The sequence below is a fragment of the Caballeronia sp. ATUFL_M2_KS44 genome (assembly GCF_023630965.1).
Taxonomy (GTDB): domain Bacteria; phylum Pseudomonadota; class Gammaproteobacteria; order Burkholderiales; family Burkholderiaceae; genus Caballeronia; species Caballeronia concitans.
Genome location: NZ_JALQEA010000039.1, coordinates 1 through 25332, shown reverse-complemented (window position 1 = coordinate 25332; position 25332 = coordinate 1). Strand labels below are relative to the sequence as shown.

At 63.6% G+C, this 25332-nt stretch carries 23 protein-coding genes; 11 read left to right on the top strand and 12 right to left on the bottom strand.

Features of this window, described 5'->3' with window-relative positions; all coding sequences use genetic code 11:
- Positions 1–163 precede the first annotated feature (163 nt).
- Together NCR39_RS15490 and NCR39_RS15485 are read left to right on the top strand one after the other, a co-directional pair.
- The gene (locus NCR39_RS15490; protein ID WP_250452979.1) at positions 164–415 is read left to right on the top strand and encodes an AbrB/MazE/SpoVT family DNA-binding domain-containing protein; all 252 of its coding nucleotides are present in this window, start codon (positions 164–166) and stop codon (positions 413–415) included.
- Positions 409–759, top strand: a complete 351-nt coding sequence (locus NCR39_RS15485) for a type II toxin-antitoxin system ChpB family toxin (protein ID WP_250452978.1) — start codon at positions 409–411, stop codon at positions 757–759. Before NCR39_RS15490 ends, NCR39_RS15485 begins: the two co-directional genes overlap by 7 nt.
- An 8-nt stretch (positions 760–767) precedes the next feature.
- On the opposite strand, the gene NCR39_RS15480 is transcribed toward NCR39_RS15485, so the two are convergent.
- Genes NCR39_RS15480 through fdnG form a run of 3 tightly spaced genes read right to left on the bottom strand, consistent with a single transcriptional unit; the run spans position 768 to position 5415 of the window.
- The gene (locus NCR39_RS15480; RefSeq protein WP_040050248.1) at positions 768–1418 is read right to left on the bottom strand and encodes a formate dehydrogenase subunit gamma; all 651 of its coding nucleotides are present in this window, start codon (positions 1416–1418) and stop codon (positions 768–770) included.
- A complete protein-coding gene (gene fdxH, locus NCR39_RS15475; protein WP_250452977.1) occupies positions 1405–2337 on the bottom strand; it encodes a formate dehydrogenase subunit beta in 933 nt (310 codons plus the stop codon). The genes NCR39_RS15480 and fdxH overlap by 14 nt, the downstream gene beginning before the upstream one ends.
- Positions 2338–2346: 9 nt before the next feature.
- On the bottom strand, positions 2347–5415 hold the full coding sequence (gene fdnG, locus NCR39_RS15470) for a formate dehydrogenase-N subunit alpha (protein WP_250452976.1): 3069 nt from the start codon (positions 5413–5415) through the stop codon (positions 2347–2349).
- A gap of 304 nt (positions 5416–5719) precedes the next feature.
- On the opposite strand from fdnG, the gene NCR39_RS15465 reads away from it, so the two are divergent.
- Positions 5720–6988, top strand: coding sequence for a YihY/virulence factor BrkB family protein (locus tag NCR39_RS15465; protein WP_250452975.1), 1269 nt, complete (start codon positions 5720–5722; stop codon positions 6986–6988).
- A gap of 298 nt (positions 6989–7286) precedes the next feature.
- Positions 7287–8471, top strand: a complete 1185-nt coding sequence (locus tag NCR39_RS15460) for a porin (protein ID WP_250452974.1) — start codon at positions 7287–7289, stop codon at positions 8469–8471.
- 174 nt (positions 8472–8645) lie between these two features.
- On the opposite strand, the gene NCR39_RS15455 is transcribed toward NCR39_RS15460, so the two are convergent.
- On the bottom strand, positions 8646–9518 hold the full coding sequence (locus NCR39_RS15455; protein WP_250452973.1) for a proteasome-type protease: 873 nt from the start codon (positions 9516–9518) through the stop codon (positions 8646–8648).
- Positions 9519–9700: 182 nt separating this feature from the next.
- Between NCR39_RS15455 and NCR39_RS15450 the strand changes: the two genes are divergently transcribed.
- On the top strand, positions 9701–11257 hold the full coding sequence (locus NCR39_RS15450; protein WP_250452972.1) for a 3'-5' exonuclease family protein: 1557 nt from the start codon (positions 9701–9703) through the stop codon (positions 11255–11257).
- Here NCR39_RS15450 and NCR39_RS15445 read toward each other — a convergent pair.
- Positions 11254–11997, bottom strand: coding sequence for an SDR family oxidoreductase (locus NCR39_RS15445; RefSeq protein ID WP_250452971.1), 744 nt, complete (start codon positions 11995–11997; stop codon positions 11254–11256). The genes NCR39_RS15450 and NCR39_RS15445 overlap by 4 nt on opposite strands.
- A 144-nt stretch (positions 11998–12141) precedes the next feature.
- On the opposite strand from NCR39_RS15445, the gene NCR39_RS15440 reads away from it, so the two are divergent.
- The gene (locus tag NCR39_RS15440; protein WP_250452970.1) at positions 12142–13032 is read left to right on the top strand and encodes a LysR family transcriptional regulator; all 891 of its coding nucleotides are present in this window, start codon (positions 12142–12144) and stop codon (positions 13030–13032) included.
- Between the two features lie 96 nt (positions 13033–13128).
- On the opposite strand, the gene NCR39_RS15435 is transcribed toward NCR39_RS15440, so the two are convergent.
- The 3 genes from NCR39_RS15435 to NCR39_RS15425 all read right to left on the bottom strand — a co-directional run bounded on the left by NCR39_RS15435 (position 13129) and on the right by NCR39_RS15425 (position 16858).
- Complete coding sequence (locus tag NCR39_RS15435) at positions 13129–13596, bottom strand: HU family DNA-binding protein (RefSeq protein WP_250452969.1); 468 nt, start codon at positions 13594–13596, stop codon at positions 13129–13131.
- Positions 13597–13802: 206 nt separating this feature from the next.
- Positions 13803–14561, bottom strand: coding sequence for an endonuclease/exonuclease/phosphatase family protein (locus tag NCR39_RS15430; protein ID WP_250452968.1), 759 nt, complete (start codon positions 14559–14561; stop codon positions 13803–13805).
- Complete coding sequence (locus NCR39_RS15425; protein WP_250453639.1) at positions 14558–16858, bottom strand: VTT domain-containing protein; 2301 nt, start codon at positions 16856–16858, stop codon at positions 14558–14560. The genes NCR39_RS15430 and NCR39_RS15425 overlap by 4 nt, the downstream gene beginning before the upstream one ends.
- A 233-nt stretch (positions 16859–17091) precedes the next feature.
- Between NCR39_RS15425 and NCR39_RS15420 the strand changes: the two genes are divergently transcribed.
- The 4 genes from NCR39_RS15420 to NCR39_RS15405 all read left to right on the top strand — a co-directional run bounded on the left by NCR39_RS15420 (position 17092) and on the right by NCR39_RS15405 (position 19748).
- The gene (locus NCR39_RS15420) at positions 17092–18120 is read left to right on the top strand and encodes an aldo/keto reductase (protein WP_250452967.1); all 1029 of its coding nucleotides are present in this window, start codon (positions 17092–17094) and stop codon (positions 18118–18120) included.
- A 143-nt stretch (positions 18121–18263) separates the two neighbouring features.
- Positions 18264–18878, top strand: coding sequence for a LysE family translocator (locus tag NCR39_RS15415; RefSeq protein ID WP_250452966.1), 615 nt, complete (start codon positions 18264–18266; stop codon positions 18876–18878).
- 290 nt (positions 18879–19168) lie between these two features.
- Positions 19169–19339: a hypothetical protein gene (locus NCR39_RS15410; protein WP_250452965.1), complete on the top strand. Its 171-nt coding sequence runs from the start codon at positions 19169–19171 to the stop codon at positions 19337–19339.
- A gap of 247 nt (positions 19340–19586) precedes the next feature.
- Positions 19587–19748: a DUF1328 domain-containing protein gene (locus NCR39_RS15405; RefSeq protein WP_035967564.1), complete on the top strand. Its 162-nt coding sequence runs from the start codon at positions 19587–19589 to the stop codon at positions 19746–19748.
- 84 nt (positions 19749–19832) lie between these two features.
- Here the strand turns inward: NCR39_RS15405 and NCR39_RS15400 are convergent, their stop codons facing one another.
- Positions 19833–20963, bottom strand: a complete 1131-nt coding sequence (locus NCR39_RS15400; RefSeq protein ID WP_250452964.1) for an MBL fold metallo-hydrolase — start codon at positions 20961–20963, stop codon at positions 19833–19835.
- Positions 20964–21207: 244 nt separating this feature from the next.
- Here NCR39_RS15400 and NCR39_RS15395 point away from each other — a divergent pair, with 244 nt between their 5' ends.
- The gene (locus tag NCR39_RS15395) at positions 21208–21543 is read left to right on the top strand and encodes a hypothetical protein (RefSeq protein ID WP_250452963.1); all 336 of its coding nucleotides are present in this window, start codon (positions 21208–21210) and stop codon (positions 21541–21543) included.
- Between the two features lie 3 nt (positions 21544–21546).
- Here NCR39_RS15395 and NCR39_RS15390 read toward each other — a convergent pair whose 3' ends face one another.
- The 3 genes from NCR39_RS15390 to NCR39_RS15380 all read right to left on the bottom strand — a co-directional run bounded on the left by NCR39_RS15390 (position 21547) and on the right by NCR39_RS15380 (position 25158).
- Positions 21547–23331: an IlvD/Edd family dehydratase gene (locus NCR39_RS15390; RefSeq protein WP_250452962.1), complete on the bottom strand. Its 1785-nt coding sequence runs from the start codon at positions 23329–23331 to the stop codon at positions 21547–21549.
- A 106-nt stretch (positions 23332–23437) separates the two neighbouring features.
- The gene (locus NCR39_RS15385) at positions 23438–24436 is read right to left on the bottom strand and encodes a LacI family DNA-binding transcriptional regulator (RefSeq protein WP_250453638.1); all 999 of its coding nucleotides are present in this window, start codon (positions 24434–24436) and stop codon (positions 23438–23440) included.
- A gap of 47 nt (positions 24437–24483) precedes the next feature.
- Positions 24484–25158 carry an SEN1982 family lipoprotein gene (locus NCR39_RS15380; protein ID WP_250452961.1) on the bottom strand — a complete coding sequence of 225 codons (675 nt, stop codon included), beginning with the start codon at positions 25156–25158 and terminating at the stop codon, positions 24484–24486.
- Positions 25159–25332: the final 174 nt, after the last annotated feature.

Here is a 25332-nt window from a genome sequence, read left to right as displayed (position 1 = left end):
GCGCGTGCGGTCGTCGGCCAAGCATAGCAGTTAATCGGCGGACGATCACAGCGCGGAAACCGCCCTCGTCCGTTCGGCTAACGTATCTACAAAGTAGATACAATTGGATTGACTGGCGTCCCCCGCGTTTCTACAATGCGTAGCCATTACGGAGGACGTTCTCATGGAACTCGCGATTCAAAAATGGGGCAACAGCGCCGCAGTCCGGTTGCCTGCCGCCCTGCTCGATCAGGTTCATCTCGCGTTGGGCGACAAGGTCACCGTGGACGTGCGGGCGGACGGAATCATGCTGACTCCGGCCCGGCATAAATATTCGCTGGAAGAACTCGTCGCACAGTGCGATTCGAAAGCGCCCCTGCCGGAAGATCTGGGTGCCTGGAGCGAAGCCAGGCCGGTGGGACGCGAAGCATGGTGAGGCGTGTCAAGTTCGAGCGCGGAGATATCGTCCGCGTCAATCTGAATCCCGTCGTCGGTCACGAACAGCAGGGCGATTTCCGCCCCGCGCTCGTACTTTCTCCGGCGGCATTCAATGCGCTAGGCACCGCGCTCGTCGCCCCCATCACGCAAGGCGGCAACTTCGCGCGGTTCGCCGGCTTCGCGGTTCCGCTGTCGGGATCGGGATGCGAGACGCAAGGCGTCGCGCTCGTCAACATGATCCGCACGCTCGATCTCGAAGCACGCGGCGCACGCAAGATCGAGCGCACGAGCGCCGAGGTGGTCAGCGACGCGCTCGCGCGGTTGCAGACCATCCTCGACTGAAGCGCCCGTTACTTCCCGATAATCTCCTTGAACCACCGCGTGTGGTGCTTGCGCGCCCACCCGTAGGTGACCGTGCCGCGCACCATCGCGCTGATCGAGCCCTTCACCCACAGTCCCGCATAGATGTGGATGATGATCGACACGATCAGCACGAACGCCGTCGCCGCGTGCACCACCGCCGCGAGGCGGATCACCGTGATCGGGAAATAGAACGCGAAGTACGCGCGCCAGATCACGATGCCGGAAGCGAGCAGCAGCAGGAGACTCGCCACCATCACGTAGAACACGAGCTTCTGACCGGCGTTGTACTTGCCGATCTCGGGCAGGCGGTCTTCGCGGTTGGCGAGCACGTCGTTGATCTGCTTCATCCACTGGACGTCGCTCTTGTCCAGGCCGTTGTGATGCCACACGCGCAGCGCCAGCACCATGAACGACAGGAACATCACGCAGCCGATGAACGGATGCAGGATGCGCGTCCATTGCCCGCCGCCGAGCACGGCGTAGAGCCATGACATCGACGGATGAAACATCGCGAGCCCGGACAGCGCGAGCAGCACGAAGCTGATCGCGGTGATCCAGTGGTTGGTGCGCTCGTTCGGCGTGTAACGGACGATCAGGCGGTTGCCCCGCACGTCGCGCAAATCGCTATCGTGTTTCATTCGAACGCTCCCTTTCGCTGCGTGCATCATCCGCTTCCTGCTGCGCCTCGGCTTCCTCTTCCGCGCTCACCTCGTTCGGACCGACACGGGTGTAATGGAAGAATCCGGCGAGCGCCGCCAGCGCCATGCCCGCGACTGCGAGCGGCTTCGTCACACCCTTCCAGACCGACACCAGCGGGCTGATGCGCGGATTCTCCGCGAGCCCGTGATACAGCCCCGGCTGATCCGCATGATGCAGCACGTACATGACGTGCGTGCCGCCCACGCCGGCCGGGTTGTACAGACCCGCGTTCTCGAAACCGCGCTCCTTCAGGTCTTCCACGCGATCCGCCGCCTGCTGGATCATGTCCGTCTTGGTGCCGAACATGATCGCGCCGGTCGGGCACGTCTTCACGCACGCGGGTTCCTGTCCGACAGCCACGCGATCCGAACACAGCGTGCACTTGTATGCACGGTTGTCTTCCTTCGAGATGCGCGGAATGTTGAACGGGCAGCCGGTCACGCAATAGCCGCAGCCGATGCAGTTTTCCTCGTGAAAATCCACGATGCCGTTCGTGTACTGAACGATCGCGCCCGGCGACGGGCACGCCTTCAGACAGCCCGGGTCCTCGCAGTGCATGCAGCCGTCCTTGCGGATCAGCCATTCGAGGTCGCCCTTCGGGTTCTCATACTCCGTGAAACGCATCACCGTCCACGAATGTTCGGTGAGGTCGCGCGGGTTGTCGTAGACGCCGGTCGTATGGCCGACCTCGTCGCGCAGGTCGTTCCACTCCATGCACGCCGTCTGGCAGGCCTTGCAGCCGATGCACTTCGACACGTCGATCAGCTTCGCGACGGTGCCCGTGACCGGCTCGCGAACCTGCGGCGGCGGCGTGGTGGTGGCGGAGACGCGCTTCACATCCAGTGATTGCAGAGCCATGTCTCCCCCTTATGCCTTTTCGACCTTGACGAGGAACGACTTGAACTCAGGCGTCTGCGAGTTCCCGTCGCCCACGGAAGGCGTCAGCGTGTTGACGAGATAACCCGGCTGCGTCAGGCCCTTGAAGCCCCAGTGCAGCGGCAGGCCGACGGTTTGCACCTTCTTGCCCTCCACGGTCAGCGGTTTGATGCGTTTGGTGACGACGGCCACCGCGACGATGTGCCCGCGATTGCTCGACACCTTCACGCGGTCGCCCGCGACGACGCCGACTTCGTTCGCCAGATCCTCGCTGATTTCCACGAACTGCTGCGGCTGCACGATCGCGTTGAGCCGCGCGTGCTTCGTCCAGTAGTGGAAGTGCTCGGTCAGACGATACGTCGTTGCCGTATGCGGGAACTTGTCCGCGGTGCCGAACTGCGCGCGATCGTCCGCGAACACACGGGCGGCCGGATTGCTCGTGGCTGCCTTGTTGTCCGGGAAGAGCGGGTTGTAGCCGAGCGGCGTTTCGAACGGCTCGTAGTGCGTCGGGAACGGTCCTTCGTTCATGCCGTCGCGGGCGAAGAAACGCGCCACGCCTTCCGGATTCATGATGAACGGATTCATCCCGTTCTCGGGCGGCTCGTCCACCTTGAAGTCCGGAACGTCCGGGCCCGACCACGTCTTGCCGTTCCAGCCAATCAGCTTGCGCGACGGATCGAACGGCTTGCCGTTCACATCGCACGATGCGCGGTTGTACAGCACGCGGCGGTTCACCGGCCACGCCCACGCCCAGTTGAGCGTCTGGCCGATGCCCGTCGGGTCCGAGTTGTCGCGGCGGCCCATCTGATTGCCCGCCTGCGTCCACGCACCGCAATAGATCCAGCAGCCGCTCGCGGTCGATCCGTCGTCGCGCAGCAGCGCGAAGCTCGGCAACTGCTCGCCCTTCTTCGCGAGCACCTTGGTCTTGTCGGCGGCATCCGTCACGTCGGCGAGCGCTCGGCCGTTGAACTCCATCGCCAGTTCTTCGGGCGTCGGGCTTTCCGGATCGGCGTACGGCCACGTCAGCTTCAGGATCGGATCGGGATACGCGCCGCCCTTTTCCTGATAAGCCTTCCGCATGCGCAGCCAGAGTCCCGACATGATGTCGATGTCGCTGCGCGCTTCGCCCGGCGGCTGCGCGCCCTGCCAGTGCCACTGCAGCACGCGCGACGACGAGACAAGCGAACCGCGCTCTTCCGCGAAGCACGTCGTCGGCAAGCGGAACACTTCGGTCTGGATCTGCGATGCATCGACGTCGTTGAACTCGCCGTGATTCTTCCAGAACTCCGACGTTTCCGTGGCGAGCGGGTCCATCACGACGAGATACTTCAGCTTCGACAGCCCGAGACCGATCTTCGCCTTGTTCGGCGCGGCGGCGAGCGGATTGAAGCCCTGACAGAAGTAGCCGTTCATCTTGCCCGCGGCCATCAGTTCGAAGGCTTGCAGCAGGTCGTACGACTTGTCGAGCTTCGGCAGGAAATCGAAGCCGAAGTTGTTCTCGGCGGTCGCGTTGTCGCCCCACCAGGACTTCATGAAGCTCACGTGGAACGCGCGATAGTTCTTCCAGTAGCTGAGCTGGTTAGGCCGCAGCGGCTGGGTCGCGCGCTTCTTGATGTACTCCTCGTAGTCCTGTTCCGCTTCCATCGGCAGCGTCATGTAGCCGGGCAGCAGGTTCGACATCAGGCCCAAGTCGGTCAGGCCCTGGATGTTCGAGTGCCCGCGCAGCGCGTTCATGCCGCCGCCCGCAATGCCGATGTTGCCGAGCAGAAGCTGCACCATCGCGCCCGTGCGGATCATCTGCGCGCCGACCGAGTGATGCGTCCAGCCGAGCGCGTAAAGGATGGTGCCGGCGCGGTTCGTCGCGGCCGTCGATGCGAGCATCTCGCAGACCTTCAGGAACTTGTCGGTCGGCGTGCCGCACACCTTCGTCACCATTTCGGGCGTGTAGGCGGCGTAATGCTGCTTCATCTGGTTGTAGACGCAGCGCGGATGCTGCAGCGTCGGATCGACCTTCACGAAGCCGTCGTCGCCGCGCTCGTAGTCCCAGCTCGTCTTGTCGTACTTGCGATGCTCGGCGTCGTAGCCCGAGAACACGCCGTCCTTGAACGCGAAGTCCTCGCGCACGATGAACGACATGTCCGTGTAGTTCTTTACGTACTCGTGCTGGATCTTGTCGTGCGTCAGCAGATAGTTGATGACGCCGCCCAGGAAAATAATGTCCGTGCCGGTACGAATCGGCGCGTAGAAATCCGCAACCGATGCCGTGCGCGTAAAGCGCGGGTCGACGACGATCAGACGCGCCTTTCTATGCGCCTTCGCCTCGGTCACCCACTTGAAACCGCACGGGTGCGCCTCGGCCGAATTGCCGCCCATTACCAGAATCACGTCCGCGTTCTTGATGTCGACCCAATGGTTCGTCATCGCTCCACGGCCAAACGTCGGGGCAAGACCTGCCACCGTCGGGCCATGTCAGACACGCGCCTGATTGTCGAATGCGAGCATGCCAAGACTGCGGACAGTCTTGTGCGTCAGATATCCGACTTCATTGCTGCCCGCCGACGCCGCGAGATAACCCGTGCTCAGCCAGCGGTTGACGGTCTTGCCGTCCTGCGTCTTTTCGACGAAGTTCGCGTCGCGATCTTCCTTCATCAGCTTCGCGATGCGGTCGAGCGCTTCGTCCCACGACATGCGCTTCCACTCGTTCGAGCCGGGCGCACGATATTCGGGGTACAGCAGCCGGCTCGGGCTGTGAATGAAGTCGATCAGCGAGGCGCCCTTCGGACACAGCGTGCCGCGATTGACCGGATGGTCCGGATCGCCTTCGATGTGGATGATGCTGGCCTTGGCGTTCTTGGCGTTGTCGCCGAGGCCGTACATGAGGATGCCGCAGCCTACCGAGCAATACGGGCAGGTGTTGCGGGTTTCAGTGGTGCGCGACAGTTTGTATTGCCGGACTTCGGCAAGCGCGGGAGCCGGTGAGAAGCCCAATGCAGCCAGGCTGGAACCGGCGAGCGTGCTCGCGGAGACCTTGAGGAACTGTCGCCGTGACATTTGCGGCATGGTTGCCTCGGCGCGTCGTGTAAGTGGGTGGTCTGAATTATAGGTACGCGGTACGGCCCCAACGCCTTGCCTTTCATGGGGAATGCACTGATGGGCCGTCCGTTCTTGCTTCCTTGCCGCAATCCGCAGACGGATGCGCATTTCGGCAAAGGCGGGATCATAACAACGAACTTAAGCATACGCTGAGCCCGTCGCGGCTGCCGTTGGAACGGAATCTGCTCAATCGGTTGCATTTACCGCAAGCGAAGGCGCCGCAACGCCGGACCCTTGCCGATATTGATCCGATCGACCCGAGAGGACCGCGATGAGCTCCGTTTCCACGCAAAGACTAGAGGCAGCCGTCAAAAAAGACGCGTCGTGGGCGCTGAGCGCGCTCAAGCAATTCTCCGAGAACCGCTGCGCCGCGATGGCCGCGAGCATCGCGTTCTATTCGGCTTTCTCGCTCGCGCCGACGCTCGTCATGGTCATCGCGGTCGCCGGCTGGGTGTTCGGCCCCGAAGCGGCGCGCGGGCAGTTGTTCCATCAGGTCAACGGCATGATCGGCGATCAGGCGGCGGCGGGCGTGCAAAGCATCGTCGAGAACGCGCATCGCAGCGGCGGAACGGGAATCGCGGCGATCATCTCGTTCGTGCTGCTGGCGGTCGGCGCATCGGCGACGTTTTCATCGCTCAACACGGCGCTCAATATCGTCTGGCCGATGACGGGCGAGCAGCGTTCGAGCGTCATGGCGATGGTGCGCGTGCGGCTCGTGTCGTTCGGGCTGGTGCTGGGCGTCGCGTTTTTGCTGATCGTCTCGCTCGTGCTCGATACCGCGATCCAGGCCGTCGGCATGTGGCTGTGGGGCAATTCGCCCTTCGTCATCATCGGCGACATCGTGCAGTTGGTTGTCGGGCTCGCGATTCTGTCCGTCGCGTTCGGCGGCCTGCTCAAGTTTCTCCCCGATGCCCCCGTGCAATGGCGCGATGCGCTCGTCGGCGGACTCATCGCGGCGCTGCTGTTTTCGGCGGGCAAGAAGCTGTTCGCGTTCTATCTGACGCACGCGGGCACGGCGAGCGCGTTCGGCGCGGCCGGATCGCTCGCGGTGCTGCTCATGTGGCTCTATTTTTCGGCGGCGGTGCTGTTGCTCGGCGCGGAATTCTCGGCGGCGCGGGCGCGCATGCACGATCCGCGCGGGCCGGGCGGCGTGCAGACCGGCGCAAACGTGCCGCCGGGCAGCCGCGCGAAGATTGGTTCGATGCTCGCAGGCTCGACGCGCGTCGCCGTGCCGCGAGCCGCGTTCGCCCCGAACGATGCGGCATCGCCTTCCATCGCTCCGGCCGCTGCCGGCGCGCGGCAACCGGCGCGCAGCAAGGCATCGACGGTGGCGCGGGCGATCGACCTGTCGCGCAAGATCGCGCGCGCGGAATCGACGGCCACGCGCGCGACCGCCATCGCGATGGTCGGCGCGGGCCGCAAGGCATCGAATGCGAACGCCGCCGTGAAACGCCATCCGTGGCGCGCGGTGCTCGTAGCGGCGAGCGCGGGCATGGCGGTCGCCATGCTGTCGAAGCGCGATCCGTCGCGTAAGGACTGATGGCCGCTCTGGCCGAAAGCCCGCATCGCGCCGCGGCCGTTTGTCGTCGAATTTGCTATTAATCGATGCGGGAAGAAGTACCGTAAGTTCCTCGGGAAATTTCTTGCGGAACTTTACGCGAAGCCATCTGTCGTTCGAAATCCCCCTGCTGAATCGCCGGAGACCGTTTGCAGGCGGGCATCCGGCTGCTGTGTGTGTTTTTCGAGACACTCTTATTTTTTCGTTTTTTAAGTTACGAAACGTTGCGTTATTCTCTGCGCCGGTAACAACGATATTAATCATTCGCGTGGAGAATTCGATGAAACGATTCGCACTGACGTCCCTCTCGCTGGCCTTGCTCGGCGCAGCCGGCGCAGCACAGGCACAAACGAGCGTGACGCTGTATGGCGTGATCGATACGGGCCTGGCCTATGTGAGCCACGCCAACGCTGCTGGCGATCACCTGTTCGGCATGGTCAACGGCACGCTGTCCGGTCCGCGTTGGGGCCTGAAGGGTCAGGAAGACCTGGGCGGCGGTCTCAAGGCGCTGTTCCAGTTGGAAAGCGGCTTCGATCCGGGCACGGGTCGTCTGAACCAGGGTGGCCGCGAATTCGGCCGTCAGGCGTTCGTCGGTTTGAGCGGCAACCAGTGGGGTACGGTCACGCTGGGTCGCCAATATGACCCGTCGGTCGACATGGTTCAGGGCCTCACGGGCGACAACTACTGGGGCGCAGCATTCGCAACGCCGGGCGACGTCGACAACTACGACAACAGCCTGCGCGTGAGCAACGCCGTCAAGTACGTTTCGCCGGTGTTCTCGGGCTTCCAGTTCGAAGGCATCTACGGCTTCAGCAACCTGGCGGGCACGACCGGCCAAGGCCAGACCTGGGGCGGCGCAGTCACGTATAACAATGGCCCGCTCGGCGTCGCCGGCAGCTACCTGTACGTGAACAACCCGAGCGCAGGCCGCACGCCCCTGACCGGTACGAACACCGGCTGGAACAGCCCGTCGTCGGATTCGCTGTTCAACACCGTGATCAACGGCGGCTACTCGACGGCTCACGCCATCGGCATCGCTCGCGGCGCTGGTCAATACGTGTTCGGCCCGTTCACGGTCGGTGCATCGTACAGCTTCGCGCAGTACAAGAACGACGGCAACTCGCTGTTCCAGGAACAAGAGAAGTTCAACGTCGGCAACGGCTACGTCAACTTCCAGTTGACGCCGGCTACGCTGCTGGGCCTCGGCTACACCTACACGCACGCAAGCGGCGATACGTCGGCGAACTATCACCAGGTCAGCCTGGGTGCCGACTACGCGCTGTCGAAGCGTACCGACGTCTACGCGGTCGGCGCTTACCAGCACGCAAGCGGCACGCAGCGCGTGACCAACGCCGACGGCACGACGTCGCGCGTCGATGCAACGGCTTCGATCAGCGACTTCGGCTTCGACAGCGGCCGCAGCCACCAGGAACTGGTCCTCATCGGCCTGCGCCACAAGTTCTAATAACAACCGACCGGCGTGGCACGCAAGTGCCGCGTCAGCGGACAAGCAGCATCTCGAACAGCCATCGGTTTCCGATGGCTGTTTTTTTGTTTGATTGGATATTACGGGATCCTGATTAATTCGATCGCAACACTTCGTCTTGATACACGAAGTGGCTTCTGTTCCGACCCGCGCTCAGTCCCGCGGCGCGTTGCCCGTTGCGTCGACGTTCTGCGCAAGCGTCTGCGCCGGTGCATCCGATCCGCCCGGCGGCAGATCGCCGATGACGAGCCGCGGCACCATCGCGCGCGATTCGCGGGGACGCAGCGGCACATCGGCGAGATCGGTCCACGACGGGTTCGGAATCTCGCCGAAAAGCTGCCGCAGACGCTCGCCCCAGGTGCGGTTGATCATCTGGTAGTACGCGCTGTTGTTGTCGAGCGTGGCGAAGCGCGTGACGCGCAGCGAGTCCTTCTCGTAGACCAGCAGATCGAGCGGCAGCCCGACCGAGAGATTCGAGCGCAGCGTCGAATCCATCGAAATGAGCGCGCATTTGGCCGCTTCGTCGAGCGGCGATGCGGGCGTGATCACGCGATCGATGATCGGCTTGCCGTACTTCGACTCGCCGATCTGAAAATACGGCGACACACGCGTCGATTCGATGAAATTGCCCGCAGCGTAAATCATGAACATGCGCGGGACTTGCCCGGCGATTTGTCCGCCGAGAATGAAGCTGCAATTGAAATCGACGCTGAATTCCGCGAGCGAAAGCGCGTCGCGTCGATGCACCTCGCGCACCGCATCGCCCACGATGCGCGCCGCTTCGGCCATGTTCGCGCAGCTATAGAGCGTCGGCGCGTCGGGGCTGGAAGGTTCGGCGAGCAGTTGCGTCACTGCTTGCGTCAGCGCGAGATTGCCGGCCGCGAGGAGCACGATCACGCGCTCTCCGGGCTGCTCGAAAACGGCCATCTTGCGAGCGGCGCTGACGTGGTCAACGCCGGCGTTGGTGCGCGTGTCCGACAGGAACACGAGGCCCTCGTCCACGCACATGCCCACGCAGTAAGTCATGTCGATATACCCAAAATCAAAAACCAAGCCGCCATTGTATAGATCACGCTCGCCCGACGCAGCGTGCGCGCCGGATTTCCGGATTAACGGCAAGCACGGGCGTTCGCTTGAGAAACGCATGCCTTCGCGCTTTTCGCGCTAGACTCGGCGCTCATTCGCGTTTTATGTTGCCGCCGCCGTTCATGCAAGAAGATTCCCTCGCCGATGCCCTGCTCGCCGGTCTCGCGCGCCCGATCGTGTTCGTCGATCTGGAGACCACGGGCAGCGACGCCACCGTGGATCGCATCACCGAAATCGGCGTGGTGGAAGCGAGCACGGCGGGCATCGAGCGCTGGAGCGTGCTCGTCGATCCGGGCATGCCGGTGCCGCCGTTCGTCGCGCGCCTGACGGGCATCGACGACGCCATGCTGCGCGGCCAGCCGAGCTTCGAATCGCTCGCGCCGGCGCTGGCCGAACGGCTCGAAGGCAAGCTCTTCGTCGCGCACAACGCGCGCTTCGACTACGGCTTTCTGAAGAACGAATTCCGTCGCGCGGGCATCGCGTTTCGCGCGGATACGCTCTGCACGGTGCGGCTGTCGCGCGCGCTCTTTCCGTCGGTCGAACGGCATGGCCTCGACGCGCTCATCGCGCGCCTGAATCTCGCGCCGCAAGGACGCCATCGCGCGCTCGCGGACGCGGATCTGCTCTGGCAATTCTGGCAGAAGCTTCACGAGCTTTACTCGCAGGAACTCGTCGATGCCGCCGTCAAAGCGCTCGTGAAGCGCGCGAGCCTGCCCGCCGCGCTGCCCGAAGGCGCGCTGGATGCGCTGCCGTCGTCGCCCGGCGTGTATCTCTTTCATGGCGATGACGACGTGCCGCTCTACGTCGGCAAGAGCATCAATCTGAAGCAGCGTGTGGGCGCGCATTTTTCGGGCGATCATCGGCTGGCGAAGGATCTGTCGATATCGCAGGCGATACGGCGCATAGAATGCCGCGAGACGGTCGGCGAACTGGGCGCGCTGCTGCTCGAAGCGAAGCTCGTGAAGGACTTGCAGCCGGTGCACAACCGGCTGCTGAAACGCGCATCGGCGACGTGCGCGTGGCAATGGCTGCCCGGCGCGCCCGCGCCCACGCTTCTGCGCGCGAACAGGCGCGATCTGTCGCGCGAACATCATCTCTTCGGCGTGTTCGCATCGCGTGCGAAGGCGCATGCGTTCATGCGTCATCTCGCCGATGAACACACGCTCTGTCCCGCGACGCTCGGCATCGAGAAAGCGCCGCCGGGGCGCACGCGCGGCTGCTTCGGTTATCAGGTGCGGCGCTGCCTCGGCGCGTGCGCGGGCGCGGAATCGCTCGCGGATCACGCATCGCGCGCGCTGGATGCGCTCGAACACGCGCGCGTCGTGCGCTGGCCGCATGACGGTGCCGTCGCCATCGCGGAACGCGACGCGCATACGGGCCGCGAAGCGTGGCATGTGATCGACCGATGGTGCTACGTGGGAACGTGCGACACGCGCGATGACATCGCCGCCTTGCTCGCCGGCGCGCCCGAACTGCGCCCTTTCGATGCCGACGTCTACGCGCTCATCGCGAAGCGTCTCGCGTCAGGACAGCTCGAATGGATCGCGTGCGATGCGCGTCCTGCGTTCAGTCTCGTCGTGCAGGAAGCGCCGGGTGTCGTCAGCGCGCCGCCTGCGAAGCGTGCAGCCGCGCGAAGACACGCGCCTGCGAGCACCGACCAGCTCGCACTGCTCGTCTAGGCGAGTCCGCCGTTCGCGCGCAACACCTGTCCGTTGACCCACGCGCCATCTGCGCCGACGAGAAACGCCACCACTGACGCGATATCGTCGGGCTGTCCGAGGCGCTCGAGCGGTGGCATCTTCGCGAAGCTCGCGATCTGCTCGTCGGTCTTGCCGTCGAGAAAGAGCGATGTCGCCACCGGCCCCGGCGCGACCGCATTCACGGTGATATTGCGCCCGCGCAACTCCTTCGCGAACACGTGCGTGAACGCTTCGACGGCGGCCTTCGTCGCGTTATAGATCGCGTAGCCGGGCATGTTCAACGCGAGCGTGGTGCTCGAAAAGTTGACGATGCGCCCGCCCGCGTTCATTCGCGACGACGCTTCACGCAGCGTGTTGAACGTGCCGCGCACGTTGATGCCGAAAGTCTGATCGTAGAGCGCATCGCTCGTATCGGCGAGAGGCGCCGCTTTCAGCACGCCCGCGTTGTTGATGAGCGCATCGACTTTGCCGAGTTCGGCTTCGACGGTATCGAAGAGATGCCGGACATCGCCGGCATTCGCGACGTCCGCCTTCACCGCGATGGCCGCGCCGCCCGACGCGCGCAGTTCTTCGACGAGCGCATCCGCTTCCTTCGCGCTCGACGCGTAATTGACCGCAACCGCGAAGCCCTCGCGCGCGAGCCGCCGCGCAATTGCCGCACCAATGCCGCGCGACGCACCCGTGACGATCGCCACTCTCTTCGCTTGCATGTGACTCATGACCTGCTCCTCAAACGTGGTTTGCCTGCGAAGCATCATGAATCATTCGCTTTCCGCGATCATCGTGCGCGGCTGAGTATCATCGTTCCAGTTGCTTCAACAATCGAACGCATTCCGCGAACATCACGAAAAAGCCCTTGAATCATGGATCGCTTTCAGGAAATGCAGGTCTTCGTGCGCATTGCCGAGCGGCACAGCTTCACGCAGGCCGCCGACGACTTGCAGATGCCGCGCGCCACCGTCACCAATCTGATGAAACGCATGGAGGAGCGGCTCGGCGCGCGCCTGCTCGAACGCACGACGCGCACCGTGCGCCTCACGCACGATGGCGAAGCGCATTACCAGCGCTGCGTGCGCCTGATTCAGGACCTCGAAGAGGCCGAAGGATCGTTCCGGCATGCAGCGCCGAAGGGACTGTTGCGCGTGAACCTGCAAGGCACGCTGGCGCGGTATTTCATCATGCCCGCGCTGCCTGCGTTTCTCGAACGTCATGCGCAAATCGAGCTGCATATCGGCGAGGACGACAGGCTCGTCGATCTCGTGCGTGAAGGCGTGGATTGCGTGCTGCGCGCGGGCACGCTGCAGGATTCGTCGATGATCGCGCGGCGCGTCGCGATGCTCGAACAAGTGACGGTGGCGAGCCCTGCGTATATCGCGCGATACGGCATGCCCGCAAATCTACAAGCGCTCGCGGCGTCGCATCGCGCGGTCGATTACATATCGAGCGCAACGGGCAAGGCCGCGCCGCTCGAATTCGCGGTGAACGGAAGCATCGAATCGATCGAGCTTGCATCGGCGATATCGCTCACCGGCGTCGAGCTTTACACGCAAGCGGCGCTCGCGGGACTCGGCATCGTTCAGGTTCCGCGTTATCACGTGAACGATGCACTCGCCGATGGACGCCTGCAATGCGTGCTTCCCGCGCTGCCGCCGCCACCGATGCCCGTCTCGGTGCTTTATCCGCAGAGCCGTCAATTGTCGGCACGTGTGCGGGTTTTCGTGGATTGGGTCGCGTCGCTGTTCGAAGGCGCGTGATGAAAAGCACGCGATGCAACAAAGCAAAAGAGGCCAGCTTCCCCTCCAAGGGAAGCTGGCCTCTTCACGCATCCGGCCGCTAGACCGAATTAACGCTTAAGCCGCTGCGTCCTTCAGCTTTTTCAGCGCGCGTGCCTTGATGCGCACGCTTGCCGGCTTGGCCGGGAACCAGCGCTCTTCGCCGCTGAACGGGTCCTTGCCGAAGCGCCTCTTCTTCGCCGGGACGGCTTGCGCGGAGATCTTCAAGAGGCCCGACAGCGTGAATTCGCCAGCGCCCTTCTTGTGCACCGAACCGAGGATGGTGTCTTCCAGCGCGACCAGCACGGCCTTGACCGCCTTGACGTCCACGTCGGCGCGCTCTGCCAGATGCACGGCGAGCGATGCCTTCGTGAAGGTGTCCTTGATCGGCGACAGTGCGCCCGCGGTCTTCTTCACGGCGACGCTCTTGGTGGGTACTTTCTTCGCGGCAACCTTCGATGCTGCTTTCTTTGCCGGTGCAGCAGTCTTCACCGTGGCCTTCTTGGCCGTGGCTTTCTTGGCAGCGGTTTTTGCGGAAGTCGGCATGTTTCTCCTACCTGTTTTGGTCAGTGATATCGGAATACGTCAGCACCGATGCGTTCGTATCAACGCCGGATTCTACATAGCCCTGAAGCGTTCGTGCGAGTCTTTTGCGTTTTTATATCGCTTTTATAGGGGTTTTTCGTAGCGTGGCGCTGACACGCAAGCCGTTCGTCATGCATGGCATGCGTTTCGATGCATGCCGATGCGCTTCAAACGTGACGTGACGAACGCCGTGCGATGTGCGCGATCAGCGGATAGTGATCCGACGCGATGCGTGAAAGCGGCGTGCGATGCACATCGACACGCATGAGCCGTTCGCCCGGATGCACCCAGATTCGATCGAGCGCGAAGAGCGGCCAGCGCGTCGGAAACGTGCGCAACGCGCTCGCACGATGAAAGCGCGTGACGAGCCGCCGCAGCGTGCGGCCATAAACGAACCACTCGTTCAGATCGCCGAGCAGGATGACGGGAAGCGCGGGCGTATCGAAGCTCTGCAGCACCTGATCCACCTGCGCGCGACGCTCGCTCGATGCGAGTCCCAGATGCGTCGCGACCACGCGCCATAGTTCGCCGCCGCAGTCGATGTCCGCATCGAGCGCACCGCGCGGCTCGCGGCTTCGAAAAGAAAGATCGAGCGTGCGCACCGCGCGAACCGGATAACGCGTGAGCACCGCGTTGCCATAACGGCGCTCGGGCGTATCGAGCGTCGGCCCGGCAACGGCATGCAGTTCCGTCATGCGTTGCAGCACGTCGAGCACATCGGGATGACCGTTGCCGCCGAGCGGCACTTCCTGCAGCGCGAAGATGTCCGCATCCATTTCGGCGAGCACGCCGGCAATGCGCTCCGGTGCGAACTTGCCGTCGATGCCCACCGCGCCGTGCACGTTGTACGTCGCGATGCGCAGTTCCTTCGCGCGCGCCGCGCTCATGTCGTCGATATCGATTGCGGCCTCGTGCATCAACGTCATGGGCTGACCTCGTCGTGATTGCGCGACGATGCGTCGTCGGCGGTATCGCGCGGCATGGCGCGCTGTTCGCGCAGGCGGCTCGCGCGTTGTGCTTCGTCGCTTGCGCGCGCCTTGTCGGCATCGCTCGGTGCGCCTTCGGGCGCCTTGTCTTCGTGTTCGTCGCGACGGCCGAGAAAGCGCTGCAGCAGGATCGATACGCCGATCAGCACCGCGCCGATGCCGATCAGCACCGCGAACGAGCCGACCGTCGGATGACGCAGCGACGCCACCAGTTGATGCGCGAACGCGACCGTCAGCAGAATGCCGGGGCCCATGCCGAGCAGCGTGCCGATGAGGAAATCGCGCATGCGAATATGCGATGCACCGGCCACCAGATTCACGATGGAAAACGGCGCGACCGGCAACAGCCGCAGCACGACGACCGCGACAATGCCGCGCCGCGCCACGCGTTCCGAAAGCCGGTTCACGCGCGCCCCCGCGAGCTTGCGCACCGCGTCGCGGCCGAGCCACTGCCCGAGCATGTACGACACGGCCGCCGCGATGATCGTGCCCGCGAACGCGTATGCGCTGCCCCATCCCGCGCCGAACACGAGACCCGTCGTCGCGATCAGCAGCGTGATCGGCACGGCGATCACCGCCGCCGCGACATAGCAAAGCAGAATCCAAAGCGGGGCGAGCGGCAGCGCATCGATGCGACGCGTCGCGTTGGTCAGCGACTTCAGGTTCACGTAATCGCCGAGCGGCGTCCAGTGCCACACAGCGGCCACGCCGACTATCAACAGCGCGAGCACGCCGAGCAGCGCGAAGCGGCCGATCAGCGGACGCGTTCTTTCCGCAGGCACGAATTGATCGACGAGTTCGTCGGCGGCAATCGGCGTTTCGGGATCGACGAGCGCTTCGGGCGGAATGAGCTGATCGAGTTCGCGCGACACTTCGGGATCGAGCGGGACCAGCGTGCGATGTTCGTTGCGATCGCGCGAGAGCGCCTGAATCGTGGCGTTGAGGCCGCCGCGCGCTTCGCGCTCGCGCACGATGTCGGCGACCTGACAGCCGAGATGTTCGGCGAGCAGCGTGTCGCGCATCGTGGCGATCGCGCTTCGCAGGCGCTTGTCCGCGCCGGCATCGATCGATACGTTGCACTCGCTGTCGAGCACCATCGACCGATTGTTCAGATTCGCGGAGCCGACGATCAGCAATTCGTCGTCGACGATCATCAGCTTGCTATGCACGTTGACGATCTGATCGCCGAGATCGGGCACGGTCGGGCACAGCAGCCGATAGCGTCCATGACGGTCCGCGCTTTTCAGAAGCTTGTGCAGGCGCGCGCGCAACACGCCCATCGTCCCTTCCTGCAGCCATCCGCTCTGATTGCGCGGCGCGACGATCGCGATGTCGGGACCGTCTTCGCGCTCGAGCGATTCGGAAAGCGCCGCGCCGATGGTGCCCGACGTGAAGTACTGGTTCTCGATGTAGATGCTGCGCCGCGCGCGCGCAATCGCATCGAGATATTGCGTGCGAATCTGCTGCACGGCGGCGCGGCCCGTGAACGCGGGCTCGGTAAGAGAAATGGCGAGCTGGACATCTTCGATATCGACGGCGCGCGAAGGCGGCCACGGATCGTTTTGCAGCGCCACGCGATGCGCGCGAATCGCGAGCCGCCTGCCGCATGCGCGCGCCCATCGTTCGCGTGCGAGCAGGCCGATTTCGCGTGCGGCCTCGCCGTCGAACATCGTGTGGACATCGTGAAACGGCTGGTATTTCGCGCCGTTCGCATCGCGTCGATGCGCGTCGTCGGGCGAATGCGCAGGCGTGTCCCAGCGCGAGCGCGTGAGGTCGAGACCGCCGACGAACGCGAGCCGGTCGTCGATCACGACGATCTTCTGATGCTGCGAGCCGCCCGTCGGATGCTTGCCGTCCATCTGAAACGCGATGCGCCGATGCGTGCGCCAGCCCATCTTGTAGACCGGCAGCCATTCGCGTTCGAATGCGTAGAGCATCGCGAAATCCCACGCGAGAATGTAGATGCGCAGGCGGCGCTTTTCAGCGGCGATCGCATGCAGGAAGTCGCCGAGCGCATCGGGATAGCCGTCGTCCGAGCCTTCGGGCGTGAGCTTCATGCGGCTGTCGATATCCCAGCCGAGAATGAAGACGGTGCGCTCCGCGCGCGTGATGGCCTCGCGCAGCACGCGGAAATAATCGGAGCCGTCGATCAGCAGGCTGAAGCGATCCGCATGACGCACGCTCGCGCAGTTGCGTCCCGGCTCGAAGAAAGATTCGTCGCGTTTCTCCGATGTCATCGCATTCGCGCGGGAATCGCGCAGGGGAATGTCGTTCAAGCGCTCTCCGTCATGCATGCATGGATGTCGCGCATTCGCCGCGACCTATGCGTCAGCAATTTGCAAGCAGCGTGCCCGCGATGCCGCGCATCCTGCGTTCCCTGCACGCGTGAGGCCGTTGCGGTAGTCTCGTCATCGCATATCACGCGCGTCATGCTTCGATAACCGTAGTTCGACTATTCAGAGGACATGCGATGGAATATCGACATCTGGGTGCTTCCGGCTTCAAGGTGCCCGTGCTGAGCTTCGGCACCGGCACGTTCGGCGGCAAGGGCGAGTTCTTTCAGGCGTGGGGCGAGACGGATGTGAGCGAAGCGCGTCAGCTCATCGACATCTGTCTCGATGCGGGCGTCACCATGTTCGATACCGCCGACATCTATTCGAGCGGCGCATCGGAATCCATTCTCGGCGAAGCGCTGAAGGGACGGCGCGACAAGGTCATCGTCTCGACGAAAGCCACCTTTCGTTTCGATGCGGACGAGCCTAACAGCGTCGGCTCATCGCGCTTTCATCTCATCAACGCGGTCAACGATGCATTGAAGCGCCTGCAGACCGACTACATCGATCTGTTCCAGCTTCACGGATTCGATGCGAAGACGCCCGTCGAAGAGACGCTCTCCACGCTCGACGATCTCGTGCGCGCGGGCAAGATCCGCTATACGGGCGTGTCCAATTTTTCGGGCTGGCATCTGCAGAAATCGCTCGATGTCGCGGAACGTTATGGTTATCCGCGCTATGTCGCGAATCAGACGTATTACTCGCTGATCGGCCGCGACTACGAATGGGAACTGATGCCGCTCGGAATCGATCAGGGCGTGGGCGCGGTCATCTGGAGTCCGCTCGGATGGGGACGTCTCACGGGCAAGATTCGGCGCGGACAGCCGCTGCCCGAATCGAGCCGTCTGCACAAAACCGCCGACATGGGGCCGCCCGTGCCCGACGAGTATCTGTATCGCGTGGTCGATGCGCTCGACGCCATCGCGGCGGAAACGGGCAAGACCGTGCCGCAAATCGCGTTGAACTGGCTGCTGCAGCGTCCGACCGTCGCGACCGTGCTGATCGGCGCGCGTAACGAAGAGCAGTTGCGGCAGAACCTTGGCGCCGTCGGCTGGAATCTGACGCCGGAGCAAGTGAAGAAGCTCGATGAGGCCAGCAAGGTGCGGCCGGCTTATCCGTACTGGCATCAGGAAGGGTTTTCGGAGAGAAATCCGTTTCCGGTGTGATATGTCGCGCGGCGCGCGCTTCAGCTGAAAACGGCTTGTAGGCGCGCGTGCCGTACCGGGATTCATATGTCGATGTGTACCGGTACTGTACAGATGCGAGCGCTTAAACTGGCCGGAATCGATTCAACTTGCCAGAGCGCGCCATGCCTTCCGAACTCCTCAACGCCCTGCCCGCCGCCGCGCTCTTCGTGCTCGTGACGAGCATCACGCCCGGCCCCAATAACACCATGTTGCTCGCCTCGGGCGTCAACTTCGGACTCAAGCGCACGGTGCCGCATGTGCTCGGCATCAGCGCGGGCGTCGCACTGTTGATGCTCGCGGTGGGACTCGGGCTCGCGCAGGCGTTCGATCGCTTTCCGTGGCTCTATACCGTGCTCGAAACGCTGAGCGTGATGTATCTGCTGTATCTCGCGTGGAAGATCGGCACGTCGTCGTCCGTGCAGATGCGCGACGGCGAGCGCCGTCCCATGCGCTTTTATGAAGCGGTCGCGTTTCAGTGGGTGAATCCGAAAGCCTGGATGATGGTGCTCACCGCCGCGACGACCATCCACTTGCACGCGAGCCTTTCGCTCAACGCGGCGCTGATGGCCGTGATGTTCGTCGTGATCGGGATGCCGTGCATCGTCGCGTGGGCGGCGTTCGGCATGTCGCTGCGGCGCTTTCTCGCGCGTCCGCGACTGTTGCGCGCATTCAACGTAACGATGGCCGCGCTGCTCGTGCTCTCGCTCTATCCCATCGTCGCGCATTTCCTTGCATAGCTGGAACGTCGATCGCTGAGTCGATAAAGCACTTTGCCCCGCTGTGGGACCCGTGCATACTTGGCTTACGCGCCGGCCACGCAAAAAGTGCTTTCCCGCTTGCAAGAATGGGACGGCAACTCAGCACCCTCCGCTTTTTGCGTTGAACGCTGCCGTCATGAACGACTCTCAGCGTATGCCGCGTCGAATATCCTTCGAGGCGGTTTCATCATCCGGTGTGTTTAAGCCTGATCGTTCCCCGGTTCGCGCCGGTTTCGGCGCGGCTTTGCAATCTGTTCAAGGAGTACGCCATGTCTGGAGCCAACCGCCCGTCCGGTCCCGCCACGCGCAAATCCCTCGAGTTAGCCGATCAAATCGAGCGCGATGAACTGAAGAGCCATCTGATGGATGCGCAAAACAGCGTCGAGGACGACGAAGACGAGGACGACGAAACCGACTCCGATCGCACGCTAGGCCGCTAGACACGACACCGCAACCGCGCGCCCTCGAAGCGCGCAACTGACGCCGCAATGCCTGTTTTTAAGGGCTTGCGGCGTTTTTGCTTTGACCGCGCGAAAAGCGACGCGCCGCGTTGGGCACACGGGTTGCTTTGACCCCTCGTACCGCGCCACCTTGAACAAAAGCGCGGCACGACCGATGAGCGAAGGCGGCGACAGTGTCTTGTCCGCATGCGAATCGAACCACCAACCGATCCTCGTGGGAGGCTTCATGCTCCGTTACGCTGTCATATTCTTCATCATCGCGCTCATCGCGGCCTTTTTCGGCTTCGGCGGGATTGCGACGGGCGCGGCGGAAATCGCCAAGATCCTGTTCTTCATCTTCATCGTGATCTTCCTTGCAACGTTGTTGCTCGGCGTGTTCAGGCGATGACGCTGATTGCCTTGCACGTGCTGCAATGAATCACGCGCGGACCTGGCAGTCCGCGCGTTTTTCTTTGCGGCGAGAATTCAGCCGCTACTTTGCAGGCGCATTCAGATGGATTGTTTCGCCATGTTCGAGCACCGTGAATGCATCGGCGGGAAGGCCAGCATGGCGCACGGCGTCGGCGAGACGGCGCGGCGGTTCGTCGAGCGGTTCGTCAGTCAGTTCGAAGGTGCCCCAGTGAATGCCGATCGCTTTCTTCGCATGTAGATCCTCGAATAGGCGCACGGCTTCCTCGGGATCGACATGCTGCGCGTGCATGAACCAGCGCGGATCGTAAGCGCCGATCGGAATCAGCGCGAGATCGAAGCCGCCGAAGCGCGCGCCGATGTCGCGGAAATCGGGCGAATAGCCGGTGTCGCCGGCAAAGAAAAATGAATACGGATGCGCGGCGTCCTCGCGCGTCTTCACGACCCAACTGCCCCACAGCGTCTTCGCGCGATCGAACGGCGTGCGCGCCGACCAATGCTGCGCCGGCGCAAACCAGATATCGAGTCCGGCGGCGTGCGTTTCATCGCCCCAGTCGAATTCCTCCGCGCTCGTCACGCCGATGCCCGTCATCCACGCCTTCACACCGAGCGGCACGAGAAAGCGCGGCGGCCCGCCGGACTGCCGGTTGAGCGCCTCGATGCTGGGCTTGTCGAGATGATCGTAATGATTGTGCGAGATCAGCACGACATCGATATGCGGCAATTGATCGAGCGTCATGCCCGGCGGCGTCTTGCGCTTCGGCCCCGCGAACGAGAACGGCGACGCGCGTTCGGAGAACACGGGATCGGTGAGGATGTTGACGCCGTCGATCTGCACGAGCGCGCTGGCGTGACCGATCCACGTGAGCGTATCGACGGTGCGATTCGCCTTTAGAAACGCGACATCGGGATGCGTCATCGGGAAGCGATAGCCGTTCGCCGGCGGCTTCGGCAAGCCCTGCGTGATGCGCTCCCACTGCCACTTCAGAAAGGACTCGCGCGGCAGATCGCCATAATTGTTTTCGAAGCCCGCCGACGTGTGCCTCGCATGATGCAGCGGCTGCGGCTCGCCCGATACGGCCCGTCGCGGCTCTTCGTTGTGTGACGAGCATCCATGGAGCAGCGCTAGCGCGCATAACGCGATGCAAGCGTTTCGCGATGGGTTATCGAATATTTCAACAAGGCGTTGGCGCATGGACGTGACACACCCTAACGTTCCTTCATACGACATGTAGAAAAGGACGCCATTCGATATCGACGTATTCAGCCCGGCGCCCCGCGGACATGCTGCTGACAAGGCGCCGCAGCAATTTGCGCACCTTCGGCCCGCTTCTTGCGTTATCCGCGCGACGCCGCGACAAAGCGGCGATCGAAATAACCAGCGGCGGCGCGCGTCCACGTAAAGACGCGGCACGCCGGCATCGACCACGGGGGGCCTCATGGCCGGCAGCAGATTCAGAAGTCACGCAGCGCGCACGTTCAACCCGCAATTGCATCCGATGCACGCGATGCTCGTTTCGCGCACCGCATCGCATGTCGCGAGCGCGTTCACATCGCACGGACGCGACGAGGCGCTTGCGGAAGGCATCGTGGATGTCATCGCGCATTGCGGACGCGCGGGACTCGGCCTCTTTCTCGCCGCCGTGTGGCATTGGCTCGACGAGCGCCGCTACTTCGACGCCGCCGATGCCGTGCAGCATCACATCGAAAGCGGCACCATGCCGACGCTGAAAACGACGCCGCGCATCGCGCCGCGCCGCGATGCGCGCGTGTGACGCTCAGTGCGAATGACGCGGATTGCCGCGCGTCTCGATGACCTTCAGATAGAGCGTCGCGGGTTCGAGGCATCCGCCGGTCGATAGCTGTCCGACCGTCTGCCGATACAGTTCCTGCCACGGCGTCTGCGCAGCGGGCGCCGCGAACGCGGCCTGATCGCGACGGCTCGCGAGTTCGCCTTCGTCGAGCAGCACGTCGACGGAGCGCGCGTTCAGATCGACGCGAATGCGGTCATTCGTGCGCAGCAGCGCGAGGCCGCCGCCGACCGCGGCTTCCGGCGACATGTTGAGAATCGACGGACTCGCGGACGTGCCGCTTTGCCGGCCATCGCCCATGCAGGGCAGCGAATCGACGCCGCGCTTGATCAGTTCCGCCGGCGGCGCCATGTTCACCACTTCCGCGCTGCCCGGATAACCGACCGTGCCGCAACCGCGAATCACGAGAATGCAATGCTCGTCGATTTCGAGCGCGGGATCGTTGATGCGGTCGTGATAATCCTCGGGGCCGTCGAACACGATCGCACGCGCTTCGAACACGTTTTCCGCGCCCGGCTCGCTGAGATACGTCTTCGTGAAGGCTTCGCCCACGACCGACATCTTCATGATCGCGCTGTCGAAGAAATTGCCCGACAGCACCATGAAGCCCGCGCCGTGCTTCAGCGGTTCGTCGGCGGTGCGGATGACGTCGCGGTCCGCGACGGTCGCTTCGTCGGCAATCTCGCCGATCGTGCGGCCCGAAACCGTGTGGCAATCGCGGTGCAGAAGGCCGGCTGCATCGAGTTCGCGCAGCACGGCCGGCACCCCGCCCGCGCGATGGAAACTCTCGCCCAGATATTCGCCCGCGGGCATGCAGTTCACGATGAGCGGCACCTGCTCGCCGTCGCGCTGCCAATCGTCCAGACTCAATTCGATGCCCATGTGCCGCGCGATCGCGATCAAATGCGGCGGGCAATTCGTCGATGCACCCAGCGCCGACGCCACCACGATCGCGTTACGGAACGCATCGCGCGTCATGATCTTCGACGGGCGCAAGTCCTCGCGCACCATATCGACGATGCGCTTGCCCGTTGCATACGCCATCTGCCCGCGCTCGCGATACGCAGCCGGAATGCTCGCGCAGGTCGGCAACGACATGCCGAGCGCCTCCGCGAGGCTGTTCATCGAGAGCGCGGTGCCCATCGTGTTGCAATGTCCGATCGACGGCGACGATGCCGTCGTCAGGCGCATGAAGCCTTCGTAATCGATCTCGCCCGCCGCGAGCAGATTGCGCGCGTGCCAGATGACCGTGCCGGAGCCGACGCGTTTGCCTTCATACCATCCGTCGAGCATCGGGCCGCCGGACAGCACGATGGCGGGCATATCGACCGTGCCCGCGGCCATCAGGCACGCGGGCGTGGTCTTGTCGCAGCCGGTCGTGAGCACGACGCCATCGAGCGGAAAGCCGTGCAGGATTTCGACGAGACCGAGATACGCGAGATTGCGATCGAGCGCGGCGGTCGGCCTGCGGCTCTGCTCCGCGAGCGGATGCACGGGAAACTCCATCGGAATGCCGCCTGCATCGCGGATAGCGGCTTTGGTGCGCGCGGCCAGCTCGATGTGATGCCGATTACACGGCGCGAGATCGCTGCCCGTCTGCGCAATGCCGATGATCGGCCGGCCCGACTGCAGTTCTTCGCGCGTGAGGCCGTAGTTCATGAAGCGCTCGACATAAAGCGCGGTCATGTCGGCATGCGAAGGATCGTCGAACCATTCCTGGCTGCGCAGACGGCGGGGTGTTTGCTGGGACATGTCTCTCTCCGTGGGGATTGCTCATGCGACGCAAGGCCTTTTGACGCACTTGCGTTACCGGTAACATTTCGTGCATGGTAGCACGCAAATTCCGGCACCCGCTGGCTTATGCGCTGTCGCGCGCAATCACTTCATAATCGACGCGGATGCGCTTGCCCGCGTGCCGCACGATGCCCTGCTCGTACGCTTCGAGCGCAGCCAGCAAGGCCGCGCCGGTCCGCAGGCCAATGCCGTATGCGTCGACGGAAATCGTCGTGATCGACGGCACGCAGCAGGCGGCCACTTCGAAGTTGCCGAAGCCCGCGACCGCGATGTCGTCCGGCACCTTGATCCCGCGCCGATGACATTCCATTATCGCGCCGAACGCGGACATGTCGCTCACGCACATCGCCGCTTGCGTGTCGGGCCAGGCTTCGAGCAGCGCGGCCATCGCGGGACCGCCATGACTCATCGTGATCGGTGAATCGCCCAGACGAATGACGCGCTCGGCATCCAGCCCGAGCGCTTTCATCTCCATGCGAAAACCCTTCAGGCGATCGAGGCCGCGCCTGTCCAGCTCGCTTGCACCGCCGATGAAGCCGATGCGCGCGTGACCGCGCCCGGCGAGATAGCGCACCATCTCGCGCGCGGCGTTGACGTTGGAAAAACCGACGGCGGCACCGATCGGATCGGACGGGAAATCCCACATCTCGACGACCGGCACGCCCGCGCGGCGCAACAGCGTGCGCGTCGCTTCCGTGTGACGCGATCCCGTCAGCGCGATGCAGCGCGGCTGGTGGCGCAGCATCGAGCGCACGAGATTTTCTTCGCGGTCGAGGTGATAGTCCGTGTCGCCGATGAGCAGTTGCAGCCCGTGCGGTTCGAGCGCGGCGGACAGGCCGCGGACGGTGTCGGAGAAGTTGGAGCTTGCCAGCGACGGCACGAGCACCGCGACGAATTCGGAGCGCCCGGACGACAGCGCGCCGGCTGCGGCATCGGCCACATAACCGAGGTCATCGATGGCTTTTTGCACCCGCTCGCGCGTCGCCGGCGCAACGCTGTGGCCGGCGAGCACGCGCGAAACGGTCATCTTCGAGACGCCGGCGAGCCGCGCGACATCCGACATGCGCGGCGGGCCGGAAGCGAGATCGTCGATAGAAACGGACACGTGCCTCAATCCACCCTGGCCCAGCCGTCGGGCCGCTGCTCGAGCGTGACATGCAGCTTCGTTTCGCCGGCTTCGCGATCGGCGGCGACCAGGTCGGTGAACGCGCGCTTGATGTCGCGATCGTCGGCCCACGGCGCGACGTTGTCGAGCTTGTACGTGTAAGTCACGTCCGTGCGATGCGCGTTCGGATCCGGCTCCGTCCAGCCGACTACCTTGTCGAGCTTGACGCGCGCATAGCAGAGCATCCAGACGCGGGAGTCGGCGGTGGCGTTGGGATCGCCCGCCTGCCTCACGGTCTCGACCGCGTACTTCTGGCCTTCGCCCGTCAGGCTGTACGCGACGGCGTTCTGCTGCGTGCTGGTGTTCGCGTTTGCGTTCGCGTTGGCGTTGGCGTTGTTCGGCGTGGCTGGGGCCCGCGCGATCAGACCGCTCTTCTCAAGTGCTGCCAATTGCTCGCGCAATGCAGCAGCCGAGTATTCGTTGAGGTCGCGCGCCGAATATGTCGATGGAAATGTGAAAGGACCGCGTCCGCTGCGATTGAGGCATAGCAGACCGCGATTCGTCTTCATGTCGGCAGTGATAGCGTCGCCCAGGCTGGACTCGCTCGCATCGTTCTTCTTGCCACACGCCGTCGCCAGCAACGCGATGCTGACAGCGGCAATCAACAGGCTCGTTCTCATGTGCGCTCCGATGGGGTCGGCATTGCGCCATTTTACCGACAGATCGGTCCCGTCCGGATGCTGCTTGTGTCGAGATATGCGCTGATTCGCCGACTCAAACGCAAAAACCCCACCTTTTCGGGGTGGGGTTTTTGTTTGCGGCATGAGGAGCCTGACGATTACCTACTTTCACAC

What these genes read in the sequence shown, in the direction of transcription:
- NCR39_RS15490 (WP_250452979.1), top strand. Translation starts at nt 164, where the DNA reads ATGGAACTCGCGATTCAAAAATGGGGCAACAGCGCCGCAGTCCGGTTG.
- NCR39_RS15485 (WP_250452978.1), top strand. Translation starts at nt 409, where the DNA reads ATGGTGAGGCGTGTCAAGTTCGAGCGCGGAGATATCGTCCGCGTCAAT.
- NCR39_RS15480 (WP_040050248.1), bottom strand. Translation starts at nt 1,418, where the DNA reads ATGAAACACGATAGCGATTTGCGCGACGTGCGGGGCAACCGCCTGATC.
- fdxH (WP_250452977.1), bottom strand. Translation starts at nt 2,337, where the DNA reads ATGGCTCTGCAATCACTGGATGTGAAGCGCGTCTCCGCCACCACCACG.
- NCR39_RS15465 (WP_250452975.1), top strand. Translation starts at nt 5,720, where the DNA reads ATGAGCTCCGTTTCCACGCAAAGACTAGAGGCAGCCGTCAAAAAAGAC.
- NCR39_RS15460 (WP_250452974.1), top strand. Translation starts at nt 7,287, where the DNA reads ATGAAACGATTCGCACTGACGTCCCTCTCGCTGGCCTTGCTCGGCGCA.
- NCR39_RS15455 (WP_250452973.1), bottom strand. Translation starts at nt 9,518, where the DNA reads ATGACTTACTGCGTGGGCATGTGCGTGGACGAGGGCCTCGTGTTCCTG.
- NCR39_RS15450 (WP_250452972.1), top strand. Translation starts at nt 9,701, where the DNA reads ATGCAAGAAGATTCCCTCGCCGATGCCCTGCTCGCCGGTCTCGCGCGC.
- NCR39_RS15445 (WP_250452971.1), bottom strand. Translation starts at nt 11,997, where the DNA reads ATGAGTCACATGCAAGCGAAGAGAGTGGCGATCGTCACGGGTGCGTCG.
- NCR39_RS15440 (WP_250452970.1), top strand. Translation starts at nt 12,142, where the DNA reads ATGGATCGCTTTCAGGAAATGCAGGTCTTCGTGCGCATTGCCGAGCGG.
- NCR39_RS15435 (WP_250452969.1), bottom strand. Translation starts at nt 13,596, where the DNA reads ATGCCGACTTCCGCAAAAACCGCTGCCAAGAAAGCCACGGCCAAGAAG.
- NCR39_RS15430 (WP_250452968.1), bottom strand. Translation starts at nt 14,561, where the DNA reads ATGACGTTGATGCACGAGGCCGCAATCGATATCGACGACATGAGCGCG.
- NCR39_RS15425 (WP_250453639.1), bottom strand. Translation starts at nt 16,858, where the DNA reads ATGACATCGGAGAAACGCGACGAATCTTTCTTCGAGCCGGGACGCAAC.
- NCR39_RS15420 (WP_250452967.1), top strand. Translation starts at nt 17,092, where the DNA reads ATGGAATATCGACATCTGGGTGCTTCCGGCTTCAAGGTGCCCGTGCTG.
- NCR39_RS15415 (WP_250452966.1), top strand. Translation starts at nt 18,264, where the DNA reads ATGCCTTCCGAACTCCTCAACGCCCTGCCCGCCGCCGCGCTCTTCGTG.
- NCR39_RS15410 (WP_250452965.1), top strand. Translation starts at nt 19,169, where the DNA reads ATGTCTGGAGCCAACCGCCCGTCCGGTCCCGCCACGCGCAAATCCCTC.
- NCR39_RS15405 (WP_035967564.1), top strand. Translation starts at nt 19,587, where the DNA reads ATGCTCCGTTACGCTGTCATATTCTTCATCATCGCGCTCATCGCGGCC.
- NCR39_RS15400 (WP_250452964.1), bottom strand. Translation starts at nt 20,963, where the DNA reads ATGCGCCAACGCCTTGTTGAAATATTCGATAACCCATCGCGAAACGCT.
- NCR39_RS15395 (WP_250452963.1), top strand. Translation starts at nt 21,208, where the DNA reads ATGGCCGGCAGCAGATTCAGAAGTCACGCAGCGCGCACGTTCAACCCG.
- NCR39_RS15390 (WP_250452962.1), bottom strand. Translation starts at nt 23,331, where the DNA reads ATGTCCCAGCAAACACCCCGCCGTCTGCGCAGCCAGGAATGGTTCGAC.
- NCR39_RS15385 (WP_250453638.1), bottom strand. Translation starts at nt 24,436, where the DNA reads ATGTCGGATGTCGCGCGGCTCGCCGGCGTCTCGAAGATGACCGTTTCG.
- NCR39_RS15380 (WP_250452961.1), bottom strand. Translation starts at nt 25,158, where the DNA reads ATGAGAACGAGCCTGTTGATTGCCGCTGTCAGCATCGCGTTGCTGGCG.